Below are 22,742 nucleotides of genomic sequence, written 5' to 3'. Positions count from 1 at the left end.
CTCTCAGCCGACCAGGGAGTCCTTCCACGCCGCGTGGAGTTCGGCGAAGCGGCCGCCGGCCGCGATCAACTCGGCGGGGGAGCCGTCCTCCACGACCCGCCCATCGTGCACCACGAGCACGCGGTCGGCGATCTCCACGGTGGACAGCCGGTGGGCGATGATCAGCGCGGTGCGGTCACCCAGCAGCCGGGTGAGCCCCTGCTGCACGAGCCGCTCGCTGGGCAGATCCAAAGAGGAGGTGGCCTCGTCCAGGATGAGCACGGCCGGATCGGCGAGGAAGGCCCGGGCGAAGGACACCAACTGGCGCTGGCCGGCGGAGAGCCGCCCGCCGCGCTTGGTCACGTCGGTCTCGTAGCCCTCCGGCAGGGACAGGATGAACTCGTGGGCGCCCACGGCCTTCGCCGCGGCCTGGATCTCGGCGTCCGAGGCGTCCGGCCGGCCCAGGGCGATGTTCTCGGCCACGGAGCCGGAGAACAGGAACGCCTCCTGCGTCACCATGACCACATGGCGCCGCAGATCGGCCGCGGAGAGCTGGTCCAGGTCCACCCCGTCCAGTGTCAGGGAACCGGAGGACAGGTCGTAGAACCGGGCGATCAGCTTCACCAGCGTGGACTTGCCGGCCCCGGTCTGGCCGACCACGGCCACCGTCTGACCCGCGGGGATCGTCAGGTCGAAGCGTGGCAGGATCACCTGACCGTCCCCGTAGCCGAACTCCGCCTCCGCGAACTCGATCCGCCCGGCAACCTCCGGCAGGGGCACCGGATGCTCGGCCTCCCGCACGGTGGGCGCCTCCTCCAGCAGCCCGGACACCTTCTCCAGCGCCGCGGTGGCGGACTGGAAGGAGGAGTAGAACATGGCGACCTGCTCCATCGGCTGGAACACGCGCTTGCCAGCCAACAGCAGCGCCACGAGCACGCCCACGGCCAGGGTGCCGTCCAGCACCCGGAACCCGCCGAAGAGCAGCATGGCCACCACGGTCAGGTTCCCGGTGATCACCAGGGTCGGCTGCAGGATGCCGAAGAGGTTCAGGGACTTCAGCATGTCATCGCGGTACTTGCCGGCCAGCGCCTCATACGTCCGGTCATTGGCGTTTTCCTTGCGGAATGCCTGCACGGCGCGGATGCCGGTCATGGTCTCCACGAAGTTCACGATCATCCGGGCGGAGGACACCCGCGACTCCCGGTAGACCGCCTCGGAACGCACCTGGTACCAGCGCACCGCGATCGTCACCGGGACGAACGCCACCAGCAGGATCAGCGCCGAACGCCAGTCGAGGACGACGATCGAGATGCCCGTGAACAGCATGAACATCAGACCGGACACGAGCGAGGACACCCCTTGGTCCAGCAGCTCGCGCAGCGAGTCCAGGTCCGAGGTCTGCCGGGAGATCACCCGGCCGGACGTGTACTTCTCATGGAACTCGAGACTGAGCCGCTGCGTGTGCCGGAACACCCAGACGCGCAAGTCCAGCAGCATCGCCTGGCTCACCCGGGCCGCCAGCCACGTGTAGGTGCCCAGCAGCAGTCCCGCCGTCAGCGCGGCTCCCACATAGGTGCCCCCGACGGCGGCCACCACGGGTGCCGCGGAGCCGCCGGCCTCCAGCGTGGAGACGACCTGCGGCAGCCCCCAGTCGATGCCCCACGCGATGATCAGCGGGAACGACGCGCGGGCGGCATTCGAGATCACCACGAGCAGCGCCGTCAGGATGAGCTTCCACTTCACCGGCCGGGCCAGGTCCTTGAGCAGCACCCAGGAACGGGCCCTGACGTATTTCCGCTCCTGGACACTGAGGTCCAAGCGCTCCTCGCCCTGGGTGCCGAGAAGAGTCGGGTCGGGCCGCTGGGCCCCGCCGCGGGTGGAGGCATCAGCCGACTGACGGCCGCGGCGTTGAGTCCGGTCCGAGCGGCTCATGGTCGGTCCCCCTCGGTGCCGGTGCCGGTGCCGGTGCTGGTGCCTTGGTCTGCGTCCTTGTCCTTGCCCTGGCGAGGGTCGCCACCGCCGCCGCCGGACGGTTCAGGCGTGGGAACCACCGGTGTCATCCCGGTGATCACCCCGGAATCCATGACGGACTCAATGGACTGGTCCTCCTCGAAGCTGGAGATGATGAAGCGGTATCCCGCCGACCGGCCCAGCAGCTCGACGTGCGTGCCGACGTCCTGGATCGCCCCGTCGTGGAGCACCGCCACGCGGTCGGCGAGGGCCACGGTGGAGGGCCGGTGGGCCACGATCAGGGTGGTGGTCCCGGCCAGGACGGTGCGCAACCGTTGGGTGACGACCTCTTCGGTGCGGACGTCCAGTGCGGACAGCGGGTCGTCCAGGACGAGGATCTCCGGTTGGGCGGCGATGGCGCGGGCCAGGGCGATGCGCTGGCGCTGGCCGCCGGACAGGCTGAGCCCCTCCTCACCGATCTGGGTGTCCACGCCCTCGGGCATGGCGTAGGCGAACTGGGCCTGGGCGGTGTCCAGGGCCAGCGCCAGCAGGTCCTCGGCGGCCTGCGGGTCGGCGGCACCCGGACCGGCGATCTCCGCCGGGGCTCCCAACAGCACGTTGTTGCGGATCGAGTCGGAAAACAGGGTCGCGTCCTCGAAGGCGATGGACACCGTGCGCCGCAGGTCCAGCAGCGGATAGTCCCTGACGTCCACCCCGTCCACCAGCACGCGCCCGGACGTGGCGTCGTAGAGTCGGGGGACCATCTGGACGAGCGTCGACTTGCCGGAACCCGTCAGCCCGACCAGGGCCATCGTCTCCCCGGGCTTCAGGTGCAGGGTCACGTCCCGCAGGATCGGCACCGACTCCGCAGTGGCGTCCGGGTAGTGGAATCCGACCCCCTCGAAGGCGAGGCTCGAACCACTGCGTCCGGATCCGGACCCAGAATCGGGATGAGCGCTTGCGGCCGGATCCGCGATGTCGACGGTGGTGTCCATGACCTCGAAGTGACGGTCGATGGCGGTCTTCGCGGACAGGGACATGCCCATGAGCTGACCGACGGATTCGACCGGGCCGGCGAGCACCGCCGTCGTGGCGAAGAAGCCCGCGAGGGCACCCACGGTGAGGTCCCCGGTGGCGACGAGGTAGACGCCGACGGCCAGTGAGATGCCGATCACGGTCTCCGGTAGGGCGACGATCAGGGCGATGAACTGGGAGAGCACCGTGGCCTTGCGGACCTCCGTGCCGCGCAGGGTGTCCGCCTGGCCGCGGAACCCCTCCAGGGCCTCCCCGCCGCGCCCGAACGCCTTGAGCACGCGGATGCCGTGGACCGATTCCTCCACGGTGGTGGCGAGGTCCCCGGCCTGGTCCTGGGAGAGGCGGGACGCGCTGCGGAAGTCGTTGCGGAAGGAGAAGGAGCGCCACATGATCGGCACGGCACCGGCCAGGTAGATCAGCCCGAGGATCCAGGAGGAGTTGAGCAGCAGGCCGATGCCGACCACGATCGTGACGATCGAGACCACGAACATCACCGTGCCGAAGGCGATCCAGCGGCGCAGCAGGGACAGGTCTCCGACCGAGCGGGAGAGCAGCTGTCCGGAGGGCCAGGAGTCGTGGAAGGAGACCGGCAGTCGCTGCAGCCGGGTGAACAGGGCGATGCGGGCCCGGTTCTCCACCCCGGCGGCGGGCGGCAGGATGAAGTAGCGGCGGCCGAAGATCAGCAGTCCCTCGGCGATGCCCAGTCCGGCCATGAGCCAGACGGCACCCCACACGTCCGCCGGGGACCCGCCGGGACGCAGCACGGAGTTCACCAGTTGCTGGATGACCTGCGGGATGGACAGGGCGACCAGCCCGGCCAGCATGGCCGAGACGAGCCCGGCGACCCAGCGCCCACGGATACCGTCCAGGTAGGGGGAGAGGCGGCGGATGGCCTCGAGCATGGACCGCTCCCGGCCACCTGGGCCGCGATCATCCCGACGTTCAGTGGAGCCGCCGCGTCCATCCGGTGGTCCCTGACGGCCCGGCGTGCCACGCGATGAGTCGGTGCGGGCAGGCGTGGGCAAGGCAACCCCTCCAGACGTCGAACACGTGGCCGGCATCAAGGGATGCGGCGATCCACCATCCTACGGTCGCCGGGGGAGTTCTGAAAGACTCCTGCAATAACCCGTCCAGGCATCCCGGTCTCACGAATTGACCCTCTGGCGCCCCGGACAGCACCACTAGGTGCGACTTAGATGCGGGGGGCGGGGGAGACCACGTCCAGCACCACGGCCTCGGGGCGGCACGCGAAACGGACGGGGGCCTTGGGCGAGGTGCCGATGCCGGCGGACACCTCGAGCGGCACCGTCCGCCCGCCGGAGGACCACTCGGTCAGGCCGGAGGCCTGCCAGGTCGGCAGGTCGCAATTGGTGACGAGGGCGCCGTACCAGGGCACGCAGATCTGGCCCCCGTGGGTGTGGCCGGCCAGGATCACATCAGCGCCGCCGTCGGTCATGGCATCCAGGACCCGACGGTACGGCGCATGGGTGACCCCGATCCGCAGGGAGCGGGCCGGCCCGGCACCCGCCCCGGGGAAGCCGGGCCACTGGTCCCGGCCCAGGTGCGGGTCGTCGGTGCCGGCGAAGTCCAGCCGGATCCCGTGGAGCACCCGGGAGAAGTGCTGGTTGGACAGGTTGAGCCAGCCCCGGGCCTCGAAGGTGCTGAACAGGTCCTCCCACGGCAGCTCGGTCCGATTCGGATCCTGCCGGGACGGCCCGGCCAGGTAGCGCAGCGGGTTGGCCGGCTTGGGCGCGTAGTAGTCGTTGGATCCCGGGACGAAGACCCCGGGCACGTCCAGCAGCGGATCGAGGGCCCGGAGCAGGGGAGCCACGGACGCGGCCGCACCGATGTTGTCACCGGTGTTGACCACCAGGTCGGGCTTCAGGGCAGCCAGGCCGGACAGCCAGTCGAGCTTGTCCTGCTGGGACGGGATGAGATGGATGTCCGAGAGATGCAGGATCCGGAACGGGCGGGCCCCCGGCGGCAGGATGCGCAGCTGCTCGGTGCGCACCGCGAAGTTGCGGGCCTCCACGAGCCCACCCCAGGCCACCAGGCCGGCGCCGGTGGTGGCCACGGCGCCGGTGACCACCGCGGCCGCCTTCGCGGCCGCAATCCACCGTGCCCGACGGCGGCCGGCGGCCTGGCGCGCGGCCCTCACCTGTGCCTTCCCCATGATGGCCTCAGTCCTCGGTCGAGACGACGGCGTCCGGGTCGTAGTACGGCTGGGGGCCGGGGCGCCTGTCGACCCGGATGGTCTCTCCGCCCTCGCGGGAGCCCATGGTCCGGGGATCGGAGGCCGGGCCGTCATAGGCCGTGAACTCGTCCGTGGGGTAGGCCTCGGCCACGGTCCCCATGTAGTCGGCCCACATCGGTCCGGCGATGATGGAGCCCCACACGTCCTCATATTCGACGCCGCCGATGGTCTCGCCCTCCAGCGAGTCCAGGTCCCGGAAGTTGCCGACCCAGGAGGCGGTGGTCAGGCCCGTGGTGGTGCCGATGAACCACGTGGAGGACGAGGAGTTGTTCGTGCCGGTCTTGCCGGCGATCGGGAAGGTGATGTCCTGGGCGATGCGCTCCGAGGCGATGGCCTTGAGCGTGTTGTTCAGCTCCGCGACGTGCTGGGTGTCCGCGACCTTCTCGCAGGCCACCGGGGGCACCTGGTAGGAGTTGCCGCGGGTGTCCGTGACCTCGGTGATGACGCGGGGTTCACAGTAGTTGCCGTCGTCCGCGAAGGTCGCGTAGGCGGCGGCCATCATCAGGGGGGAGACCTCTTCTGAGCCCAGGACGAAGGACGGGTTCAGCGGGTTGATGGTCTCGCCGGTGCCGGCGTTCTGGATGCCCACGCGGCCCATCAGGTCCGTGATGCCGCAGAGGTCCTGCGCATAGGCGGCGGCCACCGTGGCCGTGTTGATGGACCAGTAGAGGCCGTAGTCGGCGCGCATCGGCTTGTTCATGTCCGCAATGGCGTTGCGGACGGTCCAGGCCGGGCGGTCCAGCAGCAGGGGGATGGTCCCGGACTGGCCACAGGAGCCCTGGAATTGGGTCCGGTTCGGGTAGGTGTTGGTCCGGGCGTCGAGCGTGTCCGTCATCGAGTTGCCGGACTCGATCCAGGACAGGAAGGTGAAGGGCTTCATCGTGGAGCCGGCCTGGAAGCCCGCGCCGCCGCCCATGGGCCGGTCCACGCTGAAGTTCAGGGTGGTGTTGGCATCGCCTTCCGCGGCCGGATCGTAGTTGGTGTTCTGGGCCATCGCCCGGACGTTGCCCGTGCCCGGCTCCACCGTGACGAGGGAGGCACCCACGGCGTCGTTCTCGCCGAACTCGGTGTACGGGGCGTTCTCCCGCGCGGCGCGCTCCGCCTCCTGCTGCAGGGTGGAATCCAGGGTGGTGGTGATCTGCAGGCCGCCGCGGTCCAGCAGGCGCTGGCGCGACTCGGCGTCCGGACCGAAGGCCTCGGACGTCAGGACGGTGCGCTGGACGTAGTCGCAGAAGTAGTTGCCGTAGTCGGCGGACATGCAGCCGGAGGCCAGCGGCGTGACGTCCAGGCCGAGATCGGACGCCACGGCCTCGTCGTACTCCGCCTGGGTGATGACCTCGTTGCCGAGCATGGCGGTGAGCACCGTGTTGCGGCGCTCGGTGGCGCCCTCCGGGTTGTTGACCGGGTTGTAGCCGTTGGGGGACTGCACCATGCCGGCGAGCATGGCGGACTCCGGCACGTTCAAGTCTGCGGCGTTCTTGTTGAAGAAGTAGCGTGCGGCGGCCTCGACGCCGTACACGCGGCCGGAGAAGAGCACGATGTTGAGGTAGCCCTCGAGGATCTCCTCCTTGGACATCTCCTTCTCCACGGCCACGGCCAGCTTCATCTCGCGCAGCTTGTCCGCCACGGTCTTGGTGCCGGAGATGGTGGTGCGCTCATTGTTCAGGTACTGCGCGTTGACCAGCACGTTGTTCACGTACTGCTGCGTGATGGTGGAGGCGCCCTGGGTCGAGTCGGAGGTGGCGTTGTTGACCAGGGCACGGGTCAGGCCGCGGGCATCCACACCGCCGTGCTCGTAGAAGCGCTCATCCTCGATCGAGATGATGGCGTCCTGCATGTTCTGCGAGATCTGGTCCAACTCGACCGGGACGCGGTTCTCGGCGTAGAAGGTGGCCAGCACGTTGCCGTCCTTGTCCAGGACGCGGGAGGGCACCGAGAGCGGCTCCTCCTTCAACTCGGCGGGCAGCTGGTCCAGCATCTCCCCGCCGGCGGTGGCCGTGGCCCCGCCCACGGCAGCCATCGGCAGCATCAGGCCGGCCGCAAGCACGCCGCACAGCGCACTGACACCGAGGAAGGCGACGATCTTGCCCAGCGTGGTGGCAGTGTCGAAGAAGGGGGACTTGCGATTGGCCATAATCACGATTCTACCGGCCGGATCACCCTCCGTGACGGACCTGAAGGAACGGGCCTCCCTGCGGTTAGGGTAGGTCCATGACAACCTGGGAATACCTCATCACGCCGCTGCCCCTCCACACGCCCAAGCAGGTGCTGGACATGCATGGTTCCGAGGGGTGGGAATTGGTCTCCATCGTCACCGGTCCCGAGGGCGGTTCCGTGGCCTACCTGAAGCGCCCGAAGCAGTGAACGGGCCAGCTTCCACCGACGCTGGCGCCGCCGGCACCATCGAGGCGCGCCTGGCCGAGCTCGGCCTGACCCTTCCACCGGTGGCGGCCCCCGTGGCCGCCTATGTCCCGGCCGTCATCGACGGGAACCTGGTGCACACCTCCGGCCAGTTGCCGTTCCAGGGCGGCCAGCTGCCGGCCACGGGCAAGGTCGGTGCCGAGGTGGAGCTGGAGGAGGCGGCCGAGCTGGCCTCCATCTGCGCGGTCAACGCCCTCGCCGCCGTCAAGTCCGTCATCGGGGACCTCGACCGCATCGAACAGATCGTCAAAGTCGTCGGCTTCGTCTCCTCCGATCCGTCCTTCACCGCCCAGCCCCAGGTCGTCAACGGTGCATCGGAGTTGCTGGGCCGGGTCTTCGGTGACGCCGGCGCCCACGCCCGCTCCGCCGTCGGGGTGGCCGTGCTGCCGCTGGACGCGCCGGTCGAGGTCGAGATGACCGTCCGGTTCCGCTGACGACGCCGGCCCCGCGCCGCACCATGGCCACGTCACCCTCCGAGCCCCGGCCGCCACAGTCCGGATCGTCGGCGTCCCGGCCCTCGCCGACCCCGCCGCCCGCCCGGTTGCCTCCGGCACGGACGCCAGCGCCGACGTCTGCACCGTCGTCTGCCCCGTCGTCAGCCCCGGCGGCTCCGCGGACCGGGCTGGCCGTCGGTCACGGGCCGGTGCGCCGCGCCGAGCGTGCCCTGGTGTCCCGGCTCTTCGAGCTGCCGGAGGATCAGTATGCGGCGGCCCGCAGCTGGTGGGTGCACGGGGAACGGCGGCCGCGGGCCGCGCGTCGCGCCTCCTCGGTGGCCGTGGTCCGGGACGGTCTGAACGGGGTGGAGACCCTCCTGCGCTACCGGGCCGGGCCCACCCCCCTGGGCTCGGTGGCGTTCCCGGGCGGGTCCCTCGACGCCGCGGACGAGGACGACTGCCCGTGGTTCGGCCCGACTCCGGCCCAGTGGTCCCGGGTCCTCCGGGTGGACGACCACCGGCTGGCCCGCCGGCACGTGGCCGGGGCGATCCGCGAACTGTTCGAGGAGACCGGGATCCTGCTGGCCGGGCCGGACGCCCACGCCGTGGTCACCCATCCCGGCGGTGGCGAGTGGATGCAGGCCCGAGTGGCCCTCGACCGTCAGGAGCTCTCCCTCCCGGACCTGGTCAACCGTCGCGGCTTCGGCCTGCGCACCGACCTGCTGCGCGCCGTCGGGCGATGGCACAGCCCGTACTTCTCCCACCGCCGCTTCGACACCCAGTACTTCGCGGTGGCAGTTCCCCACGGCCAGGACACCTCCCTGATGGAGGGCAAAGGCGTCTGGTCGGCGTGGGTGCCGGCCCGGTGGATCGTGGCTGGACGGGACAGCACCGTGCTGGGTGACGCGATCGGCCAGGAGGAGACGGTCGGCCGGACGCTGGGGCGTCTGACGGTGCCGGCGGTGGAACTGTTGCTGGAGCGGATGGCCGAGGCGGGATCCACGGTGGAGTTCCTCATGGACCTCACCATCCGCGGCGGCGTGCCCGAGTTCACGCCGGAATTGCACGGCGGCCCGGAGCGGACCACCTCGGCGGTGTCGACGGCGCCGGGGGACGACGGCGGCGACGACGGCGACGGCGGCGGCGGGTTCAGCCTGTCCGTCGACTTGCCCGGCGGCCAGTGGGCCCGTGCCTGAGCGTAGCTCGAGGGTTGAGGGAGGCTCACTGGTGAACCGACGCAGTGCGGCCGGAGCGGCGGGAGCGCTCTGACCCTCAGAAACGACTGAGGGGCCGCCGTGGCGGCCCCTCGAGGTCAGTTCAGCAGTGGCTCAGCACTGGTTCAGCCGTGGCCAGCCGGAGTCCGGTTCCGGCCGGTTGACTAGCGTGAGCGCTGGCGCAGGCGCTGCAGGTCCAGCACCACGACAGCACGGTTCTCCAGGCGGATCCAGCCGCGCTGGACGAACTCGGCGAGGGCCTTGTTGACGGTCTCGCGGGAGGCGCCGACCAGCTGGGCCAGCTCTTCCTGGGTGAGGTCGTGGGCCACGAGCAGGCCGTCGTTGGCCGGGCGGCCGAAGCGGTCCGCCAGGTCCAGCAGGGCCTTGGCCACCCGGCCGGGCACGTCAGAGAAGACCAGGTCGGCCAGGGACTCGTTGGTCTTGGACAGGCGCTGGGCCAGGGCTCGCAGCAGCTGAATGGAGACCTCGGGGGTGGACTGGATGACCTTGCGCAGGTTGTCATGGCGCAGCCCGGCCAGGCGGGCAGCGGACACGGCCGTGGCGGTAGCGGTGCGCGGGGCGGGGTTGAACAGCGCCATCTCGCCGAAGACCTCACCCGGGCCGAGGATGGCCAGCAGGTTCTCCCGGCCGTCCGGGGCGGTGCGGCCCAGCTTGATCTTGCCGGACATGATGACATACAGCTGGTCGCCCTGATCACCCTCATGGAAGGCGGAGGCGCCGCGAGAGAGCTCTACCTCGGTCAGCTCGGAGGTCAGTGCAGAAAAGACCTCGTCATCCAAGTTGGTGAACAGCGGGGCCTTGCGCAGTACCTCGAGATCCATGTGTCCTTCGTCCTCACTGTCGACTGGCATGCCGGACATCTGCGACATGCGGGGAGTGTGTGTGATCCATTCTGCCCCATCTGCGGCAATGGTAACGGTAAAGTGGGACGCTACGCGTATACGGGGGCGGACGCAGGAAGAGAGACTCCTTGTTTTTAGGACTGACCGTGCTGGACTGGGTCCTGATCGTCGTCCTGTTCGTGTTCCTGATGGCCGGCTACCGCCGCGGGTTTTTGGTGACCCTCGGGACCATGGTCGGACTGGTGGCCGGGGCGATCGCCGCGTTCTTCTCCATCCCGCTGGTCTCAGCCTGGATCACCGAGCCCGGGTGGCGCATCCTCGCCATCGTGGCCGCTGCGCTGGTCCTGGTGCTGCTGGGCCAGGGGATCGGCGCTGCCCTGGGGCGGGCCATCCGCCTCCGCATGGCCCTGCCGGCACTGCGGACGGTGGACCGGCTGGGTGGTGCGGTGGCCAACACGGCCGTGGCCGCGGCGCTGATCTCCCTCGTGGCCTTCTCCGCGTCCTCCATGGGTCTGGCGCCGGTGACCTCGGCGATCTCCGAATCCCGCGTCATCACCACGATCAACGACGCGGCCCCCGAATCGGCCAAGTCGCTGGTCGCCCGGGTGCGGGCCGCCGTCGCCGGCACGGACATGGTGCCGGTGCTGCCCGAGCCCGTCACCACGGAGACGCCGGCGGCCGCGACGTCCACCCCCGCACCAGGACAGGCGCTGCAGGAGGCTCGCGCCTCCGTGGTGCGCATCTCCGGAACCGCCCTGGTGTGCGGCCAGAACCAGACCGGATCCGGTTTCGCTGTGGCCCCTGACCGGGTGGTCACCAACGCCCATGTGGTCTCCGGACTGACCGAACCCTCGGTCGAATCCGCGGACGGTGCCGTGCACGCCGGGCGGGTGGTGCACTTCGACGCGGCACGGGACGTGGCCGTCATCGCCGTGGACGGGGCAGACCTGCCGCCGCTGGACGTGGGCGCCGAGCTGGCGGACCAGGAGGCCGGCTACATCATGGGCTACCCCTCGGGCGGACCCTTCCAGATGGACCCGGCCCTGGTCCAGGCCCGCGGCGAGGTGACCGTCAACAACGTCTACGGCGCCGAGCCCGGGCTGCTGGACATCTACCAGCTGGAGGCCGACGTCCAGCTGGGCAGCTCCGGTGGTCCGCTGTTGACCCCGGACGGCGACGTGGCCGGTATCGTCTTCGCGCGCGCCACCGGGGACATCGAGGTGGGGTACGCCATCACCGGTGAAGAGGCCGAACAGGCGCTGACGGAGGCCGAGGAGATGGTGGACACCGTGTCCACCGGTCAGTGCATTCAGGGCAACTGAGCGCTGCTTTGCCCAGCAATCTCCGGCTGACTAGTGTCAACCGGTGTCCACATCGTGCATGAACGGCCTGACTGGTCTAACGTGGTCGCCATCACATTTTCGCACCGTACCGCCGACCCGCCGCCGTATCACCCTCAGAACTGCACCGGGTCGCGTGGGCTGGGTTACTGACCGGGAGGATCTCCGTGTCAACGCAGACCGCATTACCCCAAGGTGGCAAGGCGAGCCGCGAGCAATTCGCGACCCGCTGGGCCTTCATCTTCGCCGCCATCGGCTCCGCCGTGGGCCTCGGCAACATCTGGCGCTTCCCCTACGTCGCCTACGAGAACGGCGGCGGCGCCTTCATCGTCCCGTATCTGATCGCGTTGCTGACCGCGGGCATCCCGTTGCTGTTCTTCGACTACGCGATCGGCCACCGCTTCAAGGGCTCGCCGCCACTGGCCTTCAAGCGCCTGAGCAAGTGGACCGAGTCCATCGGCTGGTGGCAGGTGCTGATCTGCTTCGTCATCGGCGTCTACTACGCGGCCATCATCGCCTACGCCGCCATGTACACCTGGTTCTCCTTCGGGGAACGCTGGGGCGATGACCCGGAGGCCTTCTTCTTCGGTGAGTACCTGCAGGTCCCGGAGGGGGTCGCCCCGACCCTGGAGTTCGTCCCCGCGGTCTTCTGGCCGATGCTGGGGGTTTGGGTGATCCTGCTCGTGGTCCTCGGTGCCGGAGTCAAGAAGGGCATCGCGATGGCGTCGCTCATCGGTATCCCGGTGCTGGCCGTCATGTTCATCATCCTGGTCATCGTGGCCCTGTTCCTACCGGGCGCCCCTGAGGGCCTGAACGCCCTGTTCACCCCGAACTGGTCGGTGCTCACCGATCCGCAGGTGTGGATCGCCGCGTACGGTCAGATCTTCTTCTCGCTGTCCGTGGGCTTCGGCATCATGATCACCTATTCCTCGTACCTCAAGCGCCGGACCAACCTGACCGGTTCGGGACTGATGGTCGGTTTCTCCAACTCGAGCTTCGAGATCCTGGCAGGCATCGGCGTGTTCTCCGCCCTGGGATTCATGGCCCAGGCCAACGGTGTGGCCGTCGCGGATGTGGTCACCGATGGCATCGGACTGGCGTTCATCGCCTTCCCGACCATCATCTCCCAGGCGCCCGCAGGGGCCCTGATCGGGGTGCTGTTCTTCGGTTCACTGGTGTTTGCCGGCTTCACCTCGTTGATCTCCATCCTCGAAGTGGTGGTCTCGGCCGTGAAGGACAAGCTGGGTTGGAGCCGCGTGACGACCGTGATTGTCGTCGTGGGAATCTCCGGGATCATCTCCCTGCTGCTGTTCAGCACCACCTCCGGCATCAACGTCCTGGACGTCACGGATGCCTTTGCCAACAGCTTCGGCATCGTGGGTGCTGCCCTCGTGGCTGTCGTGACGGTCTCGTGGGTGCTGCGCCGGCTGGACCGCATGGTCAGGCACCTGAATGCGGTGTCCTCCTTCCGTGTCGGCTGGATCTACAAGGCCCTGGTGGCCGTGGTCCTGCCGATCGTGCTGGCCTACATCTGGATCTCCGACGTGGTGCTGAAGGCCACGGAGGGCTATGGGGACCTGCCGGCCTGGTTCGTGGGCACCTTCGGCTGGGGCATGTCGATCGCTCTGGTCGTGGTGGCGATCCTGTTGTCCCTGCTGCCGTGGTCGCAGAAATCGGCCCTCCACAGCGAACTCAATGACAACCTCGGCCCGGAATCAGTCGCCGGGGACGAGGACCTGGTGGGTGCCACCGCCGGCGACCGGGCGGTGGGAGCCAGTCACGGCCACAGCGGCCGGGGCCGTCATGCCGACACCCCGTCCCACCCTCAGGGTGCGGGCAGCGCGGAGCGACCGCACGGCAGCCCGACCCAGCCCGAGCACCCCGAGAAGGGAGTCTGACATGGACCCGATTGCCATCGTGTTCCTGATCATCGCGATCGTGGTGGTGTGGGGCGGCATGGTCGCTTCCCTCATCCACCTGCTGAAGAACCCGGACCACCTCTCCGGCGACGAGGCGGCCGCCGACCGGACCTGACGCCAGCACACAGAGTGAGGCCACGCAGTGAACGTCACTGCGTGGCCTCACTCTGTGTGCGTGGACAGCACATCCTGAGTTCATCGGTTGCTCGTCAGTGCCCCGCCTTTCCCGGTGATCGTGGTGTTTCCCCGTCATCATGACCGGGAATCCCCACGATCGCCGGGATTCCTCGCGTGGAGCAGCCCTCCTGCGGACGAGATGCCTTTGGCGCCGCTCCGGGTCGCTCCTACGTCCGCAGCGACTGGGCGATCTGCTGCATGATCGTGGGATCGGACAGGGTGGACGCATCGCCGGGATCCCGGCCCTCGGCCACGTCCTTGAGCAGGCGGCGCATGATCTTGCCGGAGCGGGTCTTGGGCAGCTCCGGCACCACCATGATGTGCTTGGGCTTCGCGATGGCCCCGATCTCGGAGGCCACGTGGGCCCGCAGATCGGCCTCGGTCTGAGCCGGGTCGGCCGCTCCGTCCACCTGGGATTCCTCGGTGAGGATCACGAACGCCACCACGGCCTGGCCGGTAGTGGCATCGGCGGCGCCGACCACGGCGGACTCCGCCACGATCGGGTGGGAGACCAGGGCGGACTCGATCTCCGAGGTGGAGAGGCGGTGGCCGGAGATGTTCATGACGTCATCCACGCGGCCGGTCACCCAGACGTCCCCGTCCTCGTCCCGGCGGGCGCCGTCCCCGGCGAAGTACATGCCCTCGAACCGGGACCAGTAGGTCTCCTTGAAGCGCTCGGGGTCGCCCCAGATGCCGCGCAGCATGGCCGGCCACGGATCCCGGATCACCAGGAACCCGGCCCCGGCGCCCTCGAAGGGCCGGCCGGTCTCGTCCACCACGTCCACCGTGATCCCCGGCACGGGAGTCTGCGCCGAGCCGGGCTTGGTCGCCGTGACTCCGGGCAGGGGCGAGATCATGTGGGCTCCGGTCTCGGTCTGCCACCAGGTGTCCACGATCGGGGCGGGGTGCTCCTTGCGGGCCCCCGGGGTGACGGAGCCGTCGTCGTTCTTCGTGCCGGCACCGGCGTTGCCGCCGATGACCTCCCGGTACCACATCCAGGCCTCGGGGTTGATGGCCTCCCCGACGGATCCGAGCACGCGGATTGAGGACAGGTCGAAGGCGTCCGGCACCTGCCGGCCCCACTTCATGCACGTGCGGATCGCGGTGGGGGCGGTGTACATGATGGTGATGCCGTACTTGGCCACGATCTCCCACCAGCGGCCGGTGTGCGGGAAGTCGGGGGTACCCTCGTAGATCACCTGGGTGGCGCCGTTGATAAGGGGCGCGTAGGTGACGTAGGAGTGCCCAGTGACCCAGCCGACGTCGGCGGTGCACCAGTACACGTCCGTCTCGGGATGGAGATCGAAGGTGTCCCGGTGGGTGACGGCGGTCTGCACCAGGTAGCCGCCCGTGGTGTGCAGGATGCCCTTCGGCTTCCCGGTGGTGCCGGAGGTGTAGAGGATGTACAGCGGGTGCTCGGAGTCGTGCCAGACCAGCTCGTGCTCGTCCGACTGCTCGCCCAGCACGTCGTGCCACCACAGGTCCCGGTCTGCGGTCCACTCCACGTCCTGCTCGTTGCGCCGGACCACGAGGACATGGGCCACGGAATGGCCGGGTTCGGCGAGGGCGGCATCCACCGCCGGCTTGAGCATGGAGGGCTTGCCGCGCCGCCAGGAGCCGTCCGCGGTGACCACGAGCTTGGCCTCGGCGTCGTCGATGCGCGAGCGCAGGGCATCGGCGGAGAAGCCGCCGAAGACCACGGAGTGCACCGCACCGATCCGGGCGCAGGCCAGCATGGTGATGACGGTCTCGGTGATCATCGGCATGTAGACGGCCACGCGGTCGCCCTTGGTGACCCCGAGCGATTCGAAGGCGTTGGCGGCCCGCCGGACCTCGGTGGCGAGCTCTGCGTAGGTCCAGGAACGGGAGTCGCCGGGTTCGCCCTCGAAGTGGATGGCCACGCGGTCGCCCAGCCCGGCCTCCACGTGGCGGTCCAGGGCGTTGTAGGCGGCGTTGGTGGTGCCGCCGACGAACCACTTCGCGAACGGGGCGTCCGACCAGTCCAGCACCTCGGTGAAGTCCTGGTCCCAGTCCAGCACCTCCCGCGCCTGATGGGCCCAGTAGCCCAGCCGGTCCGCGGCAGCCTCCTCATAGCGGTCCGCCCCGGCCACGGCCTGCGCGGCGAACTCCGCCGAGGGCGGGAAGCTGCGGTGCTCGTGCGAGAGGGTGTCCATGGTGCCGCCGCCGTCGGCGGATGCGGCGGGGGAGGCCGATTCGTTGGACGCTGTTGTGCTCATGCGTACTCCTTGGTGGCGCGGTCGACGAGGACCACCGTGATGACACCCGGGTGTAACCGGAGTCACAGGCGGCTTCGTCTTTAGCCTAACGCCACTGCTGTCGGTGTGAAGCCGCGCACGTCAAACTGGGGGGACAGGGTCCGGTGTGACTGGTTGAATGGTGCAGAGACCATCCATAGGGGAACCGGCGAGCACCGTCCGGTCTGGATCAATCGCTGGGGAGTCGCCCGTTCCGGGCGGCACAGGAGGAACCACATGAGCATCGCACCGGATTCATCCGCTAACGCACCGACCGGTGGTCCCGGCCCAGGGCTCAGGCTGTCCAGCTGGGACGTCGGCTTCCTCGCGTCGGTCCTCGTGGTCCTCGCCGGGTCCATCGTCCCCCTGAGCACCTCGCGGTGGGGCCTGAACCTGTGGGGCAGCACCAACCTCTTCTTCCTCGGCATCGGGGTCCTGATGCCCCTCGTCGCGGCCGGCTTCATCCTGGCCCGGGCCACCTCCGCCGGGAAGCCCACCGGCGACGCCGGCCCCCGCCTGGGTTCGCTCGGCACCGAACAGTTCGCGCACGTCACGGCCTGGTTGGCGCTGTCCTACTTCTTCATCACGTTCGTCACCACCCTGGACCCCGTCCTGCTCATCGGCCTTGCCGGCGCCTTCGGCCTGGTGGTCACCTCCCCGATGCGCGCCCTCATGGCGCCGCTCTTCGCCGGGTCCACCGCCCAGCCCCGCACCGCGCCGCACGGTGCCCTCCAGCCCGGCACCGGAGACCAGTGGTCGACGCCGGCCGCCTCACCTGCCGCCGCCGCCGGCGATGCCAGCCGTCCGTGGGCCGGCGCCGTGGCTGCCGGGGACGCGGACGCCGGGGGCGCGGTGGCGGCCGACGGCCAGGCCCCGGTTTACGGTCAGGCCCCGGTTTACGGCCAGGCCCCGGCCTACGGCCAGGCTGCCTCGCAGGAGACCCAGGAGGAATTCCGGTCTTCGCCGGAACCCGCGGGAACCTCCGGATCCGGCACGGAGGAGGCGCCGCTATCCGCGGTCGACTCCGATGAGGACCCGGATGACAGCCTCGGGATGACCCGCGTGCGCCCGCGGTCCACGGACGAGGCCGCCGCCTCGGCGACCGCCGCGTTCGGTGCACCGGCCACTGCGGAGCCATCGGAGCCGTCAGGACCGTCAGAGTCGTCGGAACGGCCAGGGTCGTCAGATCCTGTCCAGCCGTCGCTGTCGCCGTCGTCATCGGTGCCGGAGGTGCAGCACACGGAACCGATCGATCCGCTGGACTCCGGACCATCGGCCCCGCGGGGCACGGAACCGGCCGAGTACGAGGCGTTCTGGTTCGCCGTGGGATCACGCCGCACGGCCGTGAACCCGGAGGACGGCAGGCCGGCCTTCGGACTCGAGCCCGGCGGCTGGATCCTGGCCCTCGAAGACCGTGGCCACGAGTTCCTCGTGCAGAACACGGACGGCCGCACCGGCGTGCTCGAGGATCTCACGGACATCGAGCGCGCGTGACGGACCAGAACCCCGTCCCGGCCGGCGTCGTCAGCGCCGGGGAAAGCGCCCTCGCCCTGAAGCGCCGGGCCCGGAAGATCAACCGGGTGCTGGCCGAGGCCTACCCCTACGCTGTCGCCGAGCTCGATTTCACCAACGCTTTCGAGCTGCTGGTGGCCACCGTGCTCTCGGCCCAGACCACGGACGTGCGGGTCAATGCGACCACCCCCGGGCTGTTCGCCCGTTTCCCGGACGCCGAGGCCATGTCCCACGCGGACGAGCGCGAGCTGCAGGAGATCGTGCGGCCCCTGGGCTTCTACCGGAACAAGGCCACCGCCATCCAGGGGCTCTCCCGGGCCCTGGTCGAACACCACGGTGGAGAGGTCCCCGGCACCGTGGACGAGCTGGTGAAACTGCCCGGAGTCGGCCGCAAGACGGCCTTTGTGGTCCTGGGCAATGCCTTCGGGGTTCCCGGTCTCACCGTGGACACCCACTTCGGGCGCCTGGCCCGGCGGCTCGGATTCACCGCGCAGCAAGACCCGGTCAAGGTCGAGTACGAGGTCGCCGAACTCTTCGAGCCGCGCGACTGGACCATGCTCTCCCACCGGCTGGTGTTCCACGGTCGCCGCGTCTGCCACGCCAAGCGCCCCGCGTGCGGGGCCTGCCCCGTCGCCCGCTGGTGCCCCTCCTTCGGGGTCGGGGAGACCCATCCGGAGGCGGCGGCGTCGTTGCTGAAGTACGAGCTGGCCCCGGGCCGGGACGAGCTGCTGGCCAAGATGCTCGCCGGAGCCACCCGCGCCGAGCTGCGGGCCGAGGGCTTCGGCCTGGGGGCATGATGCAGATCGACGGAGCGCTCGCGGACCTACGCTCCCTCGTGGAGCGCTACGGGACCCTGGACCCGGGCCTGGCCGTGCGGCCGCCGTCTGCCCCGGCTGCGTCCCGGATTCCCGACGACGACCGGGGCTGGGACTTCGGCCTCACCCTGGTGCCGCCGGTCTCGACCGAGGAGCCGTCGGACTCCGCCGTGCTGGTGCTGTTCGGGGCCCTCGACGGCCAGCCGGCGCACTTCCACGGGACCGCCGTGCCGGAAGACCTGGACCTGCTGCTCACCCAGCGGTCCTTCGCCCTGCGCCACCACCCCGGCCAAGTCGCCTTCCCGGGTGGCCGCCGCGACCCCGAGGACGTGGATTTCAGTGATTGCGCCCTGCGGGAGGCGGAGGAGGAGACGGGTCTGGACCGGAACGGCGTGCGGGTCATCGGGACCCTGCCGCCGGCACCGCTCACGGTCTCGAACTTCCGGGTGCATCCGGTGCTGGGCTGGTGGGACCGGCCGTCCGACGTCTTCGTGGTGGACGAGGGGGAGGCGGCCCGCGTGTTCCGGGTCCCCGTGGCCGACTTGGTGGATCCCGCCAATCGGATCACCACGTCCCTGTCCCGGGGCGTGGCGGGCGGCACCCGGCGGTTCAGGAGCCCGGCCTTCCTGGTGTCCGGCACCCTGGTGTGGGGTTTCACGGCCATCCTGATCGACCGGATCCTCGACCTGCTGGGGTGGACCCAGGATTGGGACCGCGGCCGGATCGTGGACATCACGAATTGGGACGCGTCCATGCCGGTGCCCCGCGCCGACCTGTAGGCCCCCGGGTCCTCCACAGGCAGCGGAACCCGGGCCGGTCCTCCACAGTGGCCGGCCTGCGAGGAGCGGGCCGAGGGCCAGACGGACAGGCTGGGAGCATGGCCGTCCGAGCATCCTCACCGTTAACCATCCTGTTCGTCGCCCCACCGGATCGGGATGGACCGGTCCCGCAGGGCCTGGTGGGCAGCAGCCCACTCTGGTCTGAGCTGCTGTGCGCCGAGGTGGCCGCCTGTGCCGCCGCCGTCGGGCACCGGCTACGCGTCGTACCGCGCTCCGAATGGCCGTCCGCGGGGCAGGCCCACCGGGCCGCCCCGGCGTCCCCGGCCCTCATCCTCTGGGGGCTCGCCCCCGGGGAGACGGCCGGCCCGGAGCCGGCACCGGACATCGGACAGGATCCGCCGGCACCGCCCATCGCGGCTGTCATCCTGGACGGGGCGTCCGCACCTCCGGGTGTTCTCAGCCTGCCTTCCCGGTCTCAGCAGCTCTGCCGCGTCCTGGCCCGGACCCGTCCGGCGAACTCCGAGCCTCCTGCCCGGGGGCGGGCTGCGGTGGTGGTCCACGATGGCCCGGGCGCCGACGGGGACGGGCAGTGGCCCGGTTTGTCCTGGGCCCTGACGCTGTTGCTGTCCGGACCCGGGCGAGGCCTGCTCGTGGATGCCCAGGGCCCCCACGGGAGCCTGAGCGCACGGCTCCGCGCCCTGTCCCCGCCAGCGGATCGATGCGTGAGCTGGGACGGGATGCAGGACCTGCCGGTGCCCGGACCGGCGCTGGCCTCGCACCTGCCCGGCGCCGGTGGCGTCCGGTGGTGGGGGTGGACCTCATCGTCGCCCTCCGACGGCCCCTGGACGGGTGACGCCTGGGTCCAGGTGGCGGTGGAGACGTTTCCCTGGACGGTCATCGACGTCGGCAAGGACCAGGACCGGGCCCGTGACTGGGCCGAACGGGGGATGGGCCTCCTGCTGTGCACCGATCGCGGGCCGGCGGCCGGCCGGCAGCTTCCGGCGGACGTGCTGCTGCAGGCCTCGCCGCGTCAGCGGCCACCGCACTCATCAGGGTCCGGTGCCGTCCGTCGAGGATCAGCCCGGACGAGGGAACCCGCCGGGTCTGTGCGGGTCGACGCGCAGGATTGGGACGGTTCGTCGTTGGCCTCCTGGGATCGGTCGAGTCGGCGCGGTTCCGCCCGGAGAATGGCCGCGGAGATCGAACTGCGGCTGGACGGAGCCGGGGCCCTGAAACCCCGCTGGCACGTGGCCGGAAGGGCCCGTCCATGAGCCGCGGATGGTCGCCGGAACCACCGCCCGGAGCGGGCCGGCGTCTCGTCACCGGGACCTCCGCAGGTCGGCAACGGGCCCGCCGATGGCTCGCCGGTCGCCTCGCAGACCCGGCCCGTCACCAGGCCCCTGGTGTTCCGTCCCGGTCCGAGACCGTGCCGCCGGAGCTGGTGGCCGAGGCCGTCCGACGGCACCTGCCGGTGACCACCCCGCGGGAGGCATCCGCCCAGATGACGGCGTTGACGGATGATCTCACCGGACTGGGCCCCCTCGCGGCACCGGCCCGGGGCGCCGGCGTCACCGACGTGCTGGTGGACGGCTCCGGCACCATCTGGACCGACGGCCTGGACGGCCTCCGTGACACGGGCCGGTGCCTGCCCGCCGAGGACGCCCGTCGACTGGCCGTCCGACTGCTGGCCCAGGGCGGCCGGCGGCTCGACGAGGGCCAGCCGTTCGGTGACGCCCAGGTCACCGGTGCCCGGGTGCACGCCATCCTGCCGCCACTGGCCTCAGGCGGAACCCAGATCAGTGTCAGACTGGCCGCGCCGGAGCCACCGTGCCTGGAGGACCTGGCCCGGCGCTGGCCCCACGGGACGCAGTGGCTGGCCGCCCTGCGGCACCTGCTGCACATCCGCGCCAACGTGCTCATCAGCGGCGCCACCGGTTCCGGCAAGACCACCCTGCTCTCCGCGGTGCTAGCGGAGGTCCCCGCAGACGAACGGATCATCACCGTGGAGGACACCCGCGAGCTGCGTCCGCGGCACGGCCATGTGGTCTCCCTGCAGGCCCGCTCCGGCAACTCCGAGGGCGCCGGCACCGTCGAATTGTCCGAACTCGTCCGGCAGGCACTGAGGATGAGGCCCGACCGGCTCGTCGTGGGAGAGTGCCGTGGGGCGGAGGTCGCGGACTTCCTCGCCGCCATGAACACCGGCCACCGGGGTGCCGCCGGAACACTGCACTCGAATTCCGCCTCTGACGTCCCGGCCCGACTGCAGGCGATGGGCGCACTGGCCGGCCTCGGGTCGGAAGCCCTGGCATTGCAGGCTTCCAGCGCGGTGGATGCGGTCCTCCACCTGGAGCGGACCGACGCCGGACGGCACCCCGTGGAACTGGCCGTGGTGGACCGGGACACCAGCCGGACCGGCACCCTGCGCGTTATCCCCGCGCTCACCCTGGTCGGAACCGTCCTGACCGCCGGGCCCGGTCACGGGGCGCTGGACGGCCTGTCGACAGCCGGAGTGCACCGAGACCCGGGGTTACGGCGGAGTGGGGGCCGGCATGCCATCGGGACGTGAACGAGGAGGCCGGTCGCGGTGGTGGCGCTGGTGGCTGCGGTGGCTCCCGGGGCAGGTGCGGCGCCGGCGTGAGCACGAGACCGAGGAATTCGTCGGCCTGCTCCGTCGGGCGTCCGCCCTGTTGCAGGCCGGCCGTCGCCCGGAGCGCGTCTGGGTGGAACTGTCCGGACTCTACGAGCCGTGTCCAGGCGGGAAGGGCGGACCGGGCGGGAAGGACGGACCAGGCGGACCAGCCAGACGGGCGGGGTGCTGCCTGCATCACGTCCTGGTCGCGGCTGACCTGGAGGTCATGCTCGGCGGCGAACCGTTCGCCGCCGTGGAGGCGCCGGGGCAGGGCCGTCACTGGCGCCAGCTGGACGGATGCCTGGCGGTCTCCCACCACGCCGGGATCCCGCTGGCCGGGCTGCTCGAGCGTCTCGCCGACGCCCTGGAGGAGGGTCAGGACGCCCAGCAGGCGCGGGATGCGGCAGCCGCCGGCCCGCGCTCCACGGCACAGCTGCTGGGCTTCCTGCCGCTTGCCGGGATCGCGATGACGGCCCTGGTCGGAGTGCCGCCCACCGAGTTGCTGGCCGGACCTCTCGGCTGGCTCGTGATCGGCACGGGAGTGGGACTGGCGGTGATCGGCCAGCTCTGGACCCGCGCGTTGATCCGCCGGTCGGAGGAGAGCACATGACCCCGAGTGCGACCTCCCGGCCCGGCGCCGCAGCAGTACCGGACACCCTGGACGCCGCACTGGCGATGGATCTGGTGGCGGGGCTGCTGGAAACCGGGCAGGGTCTCGTCGCCGCGCTCGGCCTCCTCGGCAGTCATGTCCCCGGGGCGGCGCCGGTCCGGAGGGTGGCCGCCCTGCTGCGGGCCGGTGTCGACTGGGATGACGCCTGGTCGGCCCATGAGCCCGAAGCCAGTGATCCGGACCTGCAGGAGTTGGCCGGCGAACTCCGCTTCGCCTACGTCACGGGGGCGCCCACGGCTGCCCTGCTGCGGTCCACAGCATCGACGCTCCGCCGTCATCGGAAACGCCGGGCCGAGCAACGGGCCGCAGAACTGGGTACCCGTCTGGTCCTGCCCCTGGGACTCTGTCAATTGCCCTCGTTCCTCTGCCTGGGCGTGGTGCCACTCGTCCTGGCCCTGCTGCCCTGATGCCCGGGAAACCAGCGCGGTCCTCCACACCGGTCCGAAGTGCCCCAGCCATCCAGATCTGCGGGCCACCGCACCCCACGGAAGGGGAC

At 70.4% G+C, this 22,742-nt stretch carries 19 protein-coding genes; 13 read left to right on the top strand and 6 right to left on the bottom strand.

Annotated elements, in window-relative coordinates:
* Window positions 1–3 precede the first annotated feature (3 nt).
* The 4 genes from AB0333_RS15675 to AB0333_RS15660 form a co-directional block, all read right to left on the bottom strand.
* Entirely contained in the window at window positions 4–1,911 is a 1,908-nt protein-coding gene (locus AB0333_RS15675) for an ABC transporter ATP-binding protein (protein WP_366219618.1), read from the bottom strand.
* Window positions 1,908–3,866 (bottom strand): ABC transporter ATP-binding protein, encoded by a 1,959-nt coding sequence (locus tag AB0333_RS15670; protein ID WP_366219617.1) that lies wholly within the window; start codon window positions 3,864–3,866, stop codon window positions 1,908–1,910. The genes AB0333_RS15675 and AB0333_RS15670 overlap by 4 nt, the downstream gene beginning before the upstream one ends.
* 290 nt (window positions 3,867–4,156) lie before the next feature.
* Window positions 4,157–5,137 carry a metallophosphoesterase gene (locus AB0333_RS15665; protein WP_366219616.1) on the bottom strand — a complete coding sequence of 327 codons (981 nt, stop codon included), beginning with the start codon at window positions 5,135–5,137 and terminating at the stop codon, window positions 4,157–4,159.
* A gap of 7 nt (window positions 5,138–5,144) precedes the next feature.
* Window positions 5,145–7,352, bottom strand: coding sequence for a transglycosylase domain-containing protein (locus AB0333_RS15660; protein WP_366219615.1), 2,208 nt, complete (start codon window positions 7,350–7,352; stop codon window positions 5,145–5,147).
* Between the two features lie 77 nt (window positions 7,353–7,429).
* On the opposite strand from AB0333_RS15660, the gene AB0333_RS15655 reads away from it, so the two are divergent.
* Genes AB0333_RS15655 through AB0333_RS15645 form a run of 3 tightly spaced genes read left to right on the top strand, consistent with a single transcriptional unit; the run spans window position 7,430 to window position 9,269 of the window.
* Window positions 7,430–7,582 (top strand): hypothetical protein, encoded by a 153-nt coding sequence (locus AB0333_RS15655; RefSeq protein WP_188805902.1) that lies wholly within the window; start codon window positions 7,430–7,432, stop codon window positions 7,580–7,582.
* Window positions 7,579–8,073, top strand: a complete 495-nt coding sequence (locus AB0333_RS15650) for a RidA family protein (protein WP_366219614.1) — start codon at window positions 7,579–7,581, stop codon at window positions 8,071–8,073. Before AB0333_RS15655 ends, AB0333_RS15650 begins: the two co-directional genes overlap by 4 nt.
* A 23-nt stretch (window positions 8,074–8,096) precedes the next feature.
* The gene (locus tag AB0333_RS15645; protein WP_366219613.1) at window positions 8,097–9,269 is read left to right on the top strand and encodes an NUDIX hydrolase; all 1,173 of its coding nucleotides are present in this window, start codon (window positions 8,097–8,099) and stop codon (window positions 9,267–9,269) included.
* A gap of 182 nt (window positions 9,270–9,451) precedes the next feature.
* Here AB0333_RS15645 and AB0333_RS15640 read toward each other — a convergent pair whose 3' ends face one another.
* Window positions 9,452–10,129 carry a Crp/Fnr family transcriptional regulator gene (locus AB0333_RS15640; protein WP_366219631.1) on the bottom strand — a complete coding sequence of 226 codons (678 nt, stop codon included), beginning with the start codon at window positions 10,127–10,129 and terminating at the stop codon, window positions 9,452–9,454.
* A 149-nt stretch (window positions 10,130–10,278) separates the two neighbouring features.
* Here AB0333_RS15640 and AB0333_RS15635 point away from each other — a divergent pair, with 149 nt between their 5' ends.
* From AB0333_RS15635 to AB0333_RS15625, 3 genes are all read left to right on the top strand, one after another.
* Window positions 10,279–11,472 (top strand): MarP family serine protease, encoded by a 1,194-nt coding sequence (locus AB0333_RS15635; RefSeq protein ID WP_366219612.1) that lies wholly within the window; start codon window positions 10,279–10,281, stop codon window positions 11,470–11,472.
* 185 nt (window positions 11,473–11,657) lie between these two features.
* Window positions 11,658–13,388: a sodium-dependent transporter gene (locus AB0333_RS15630; protein WP_366219611.1), complete on the top strand. Its 1,731-nt coding sequence runs from the start codon at window positions 11,658–11,660 to the stop codon at window positions 13,386–13,388.
* 1 nt (window position 13,389) lies between these two features.
* Window positions 13,390–13,524 carry a methionine/alanine import family NSS transporter small subunit gene (locus AB0333_RS15625; protein ID WP_366219610.1) on the top strand — a complete coding sequence of 45 codons (135 nt, stop codon included), beginning with the start codon at window positions 13,390–13,392 and terminating at the stop codon, window positions 13,522–13,524.
* 229 nt (window positions 13,525–13,753) lie between these two features.
* Here AB0333_RS15625 and acs read toward each other — a convergent pair whose 3' ends face one another.
* The gene (gene acs / locus AB0333_RS15620; protein WP_366219609.1) at window positions 13,754–15,823 is read right to left on the bottom strand and encodes an acetate--CoA ligase; all 2,070 of its coding nucleotides are present in this window, start codon (window positions 15,821–15,823) and stop codon (window positions 13,754–13,756) included.
* Between the two features lie 255 nt (window positions 15,824–16,078).
* On the opposite strand from acs, the gene AB0333_RS15615 reads away from it, so the two are divergent.
* From AB0333_RS15615 to AB0333_RS15585, 7 genes are all read left to right on the top strand, one after another.
* Entirely contained in the window at window positions 16,079–17,335 is a 1,257-nt protein-coding gene (locus AB0333_RS15615; RefSeq protein ID WP_366219608.1) for a hypothetical protein, read from the top strand.
* A complete protein-coding gene (gene nth, locus AB0333_RS15610) occupies window positions 17,332–18,150 on the top strand; it encodes an endonuclease III (protein ID WP_366219607.1) in 819 nt (272 codons plus the stop codon). The genes AB0333_RS15615 and nth overlap by 4 nt, the downstream gene beginning before the upstream one ends.
* Complete coding sequence (locus tag AB0333_RS15605; protein ID WP_366219606.1) at window positions 18,147–18,947, top strand: CoA pyrophosphatase; 801 nt, start codon at window positions 18,147–18,149, stop codon at window positions 18,945–18,947. Before nth ends, AB0333_RS15605 begins: the two co-directional genes overlap by 4 nt.
* A 98-nt stretch (window positions 18,948–19,045) precedes the next feature.
* Complete coding sequence (locus AB0333_RS15600) at window positions 19,046–20,218, top strand: hypothetical protein (RefSeq protein WP_366219605.1); 1,173 nt, start codon at window positions 19,046–19,048, stop codon at window positions 20,216–20,218.
* Complete coding sequence (locus tag AB0333_RS15595; RefSeq protein ID WP_366219604.1) at window positions 20,215–21,513, top strand: TadA family conjugal transfer-associated ATPase; 1,299 nt, start codon at window positions 20,215–20,217, stop codon at window positions 21,511–21,513. The genes AB0333_RS15600 and AB0333_RS15595 overlap by 4 nt, the downstream gene beginning before the upstream one ends.
* Entirely contained in the window at window positions 21,497–22,186 is a 690-nt protein-coding gene (locus AB0333_RS15590) for a hypothetical protein (RefSeq protein ID WP_366219603.1), read from the top strand. The genes AB0333_RS15595 and AB0333_RS15590 overlap by 17 nt, the downstream gene beginning before the upstream one ends.
* On the top strand, window positions 22,183–22,653 hold the full coding sequence (locus tag AB0333_RS15585; protein ID WP_366219602.1) for a type II secretion system F family protein: 471 nt from the start codon (window positions 22,183–22,185) through the stop codon (window positions 22,651–22,653). The genes AB0333_RS15590 and AB0333_RS15585 overlap by 4 nt, the downstream gene beginning before the upstream one ends.
* The last annotated feature ends 89 nt before the right edge of the window (window positions 22,654–22,742 follow it).

The organism is Citricoccus sp. NPDC079358 (assembly GCF_040702545.1).
Taxonomy (GTDB): Bacteria; Actinomycetota; Actinomycetes; order Actinomycetales; family Micrococcaceae; genus Citricoccus.
This window is presented reverse-complemented; position numbering and strand designations above follow the sequence as displayed.

Bases quoted from the DNA above. Each gene is read 5' to 3' on its own strand.
- AB0333_RS15670 (WP_366219617.1), bottom strand. From the start codon at position 3,866: ATGCTCGAGGCCATCCGCCGCCTCTCCCCCTACCTGGACGGTATCCGT.
- AB0333_RS15615 (WP_366219608.1), top strand. From the start codon at position 16,079: ATGAGCATCGCACCGGATTCATCCGCTAACGCACCGACCGGTGGTCCC.
- AB0333_RS15590 (WP_366219603.1), top strand. From the start codon at position 21,497: ATGCCATCGGGACGTGAACGAGGAGGCCGGTCGCGGTGGTGGCGCTGG.
- AB0333_RS15675 (WP_366219618.1), bottom strand. From the start codon at position 1,911: ATGAGCCGCTCGGACCGGACTCAACGCCGCGGCCGTCAGTCGGCTGAT.
- AB0333_RS15665 (WP_366219616.1), bottom strand. From the start codon at position 5,137: ATGGGGAAGGCACAGGTGAGGGCCGCGCGCCAGGCCGCCGGCCGCCGT.
- AB0333_RS15655 (WP_188805902.1), top strand. From the start codon at position 7,430: ATGACAACCTGGGAATACCTCATCACGCCGCTGCCCCTCCACACGCCC.
- AB0333_RS15605 (WP_366219606.1), top strand. From the start codon at position 18,147: ATGATGCAGATCGACGGAGCGCTCGCGGACCTACGCTCCCTCGTGGAG.
- AB0333_RS15600 (WP_366219605.1), top strand. From the start codon at position 19,046: ATGGCCGTCCGAGCATCCTCACCGTTAACCATCCTGTTCGTCGCCCCA.
- AB0333_RS15595 (WP_366219604.1), top strand. From the start codon at position 20,215: ATGAGCCGCGGATGGTCGCCGGAACCACCGCCCGGAGCGGGCCGGCGT.
- AB0333_RS15645 (WP_366219613.1), top strand. From the start codon at position 8,097: ATGGCCACGTCACCCTCCGAGCCCCGGCCGCCACAGTCCGGATCGTCG.
- AB0333_RS15660 (WP_366219615.1), bottom strand. From the start codon at position 7,352: ATGGCCAATCGCAAGTCCCCCTTCTTCGACACTGCCACCACGCTGGGC.
- AB0333_RS15640 (WP_366219631.1), bottom strand. From the start codon at position 10,129: ATGGATCTCGAGGTACTGCGCAAGGCCCCGCTGTTCACCAACTTGGAT.
- AB0333_RS15625 (WP_366219610.1), top strand. From the start codon at position 13,390: ATGGACCCGATTGCCATCGTGTTCCTGATCATCGCGATCGTGGTGGTG.
- acs (WP_366219609.1), bottom strand. From the start codon at position 15,823: ATGAGCACAACAGCGTCCAACGAATCGGCCTCCCCCGCCGCATCCGCC.
- AB0333_RS15585 (WP_366219602.1), top strand. From the start codon at position 22,183: ATGACCCCGAGTGCGACCTCCCGGCCCGGCGCCGCAGCAGTACCGGAC.